Below are 279 nucleotides of genomic sequence, written 5' to 3'. Positions count from 1 at the left end.
ATAATAAACAGCCAATCAGTTGGTATTTACCGTGTAAATGGTCGATGACCTGTTTGGCCTCTGCATCATTTAAAACCTGCGGAATTCGAGTTGGTGCTTTTGCATACGGGAACTGCAAATTGTCGGTATCGATGGCTAGTACATGTTTAAACGCAAAAACAAGGGCGCAAAGGGCTTGCTGTTGTGTACTGCTGGAAACACGCCGTTCGTTTGCTAAAAAACATAAAAACTGTTCAATATGTGTAGGTAAAATATGTTTTGCAGCAGTAAACTTAAAAT

1 protein-coding gene is annotated in these 279 nt (G+C 39.8%); it reads right to left on the bottom strand.

The genetic code is table 11. The features are described from left to right. A partial coding sequence (locus tag AAEY88_RS13180; RefSeq protein ID WP_350563112.1) for a phage integrase N-terminal SAM-like domain-containing protein occupies positions 1-279 on the bottom strand: 279 nt, incomplete at both ends.

Source organism: Psychrobacter sp. CAL346-MNA-CIBAN-0220 (assembly GCF_040309805.1).
Taxonomy (GTDB): domain Bacteria; phylum Pseudomonadota; class Gammaproteobacteria; order Pseudomonadales; family Moraxellaceae; genus Psychrobacter.
The sequence above is the reverse complement of the archived record's forward strand: the minus strand, read 5'-3'. Positions and strand labels throughout refer to the sequence as shown.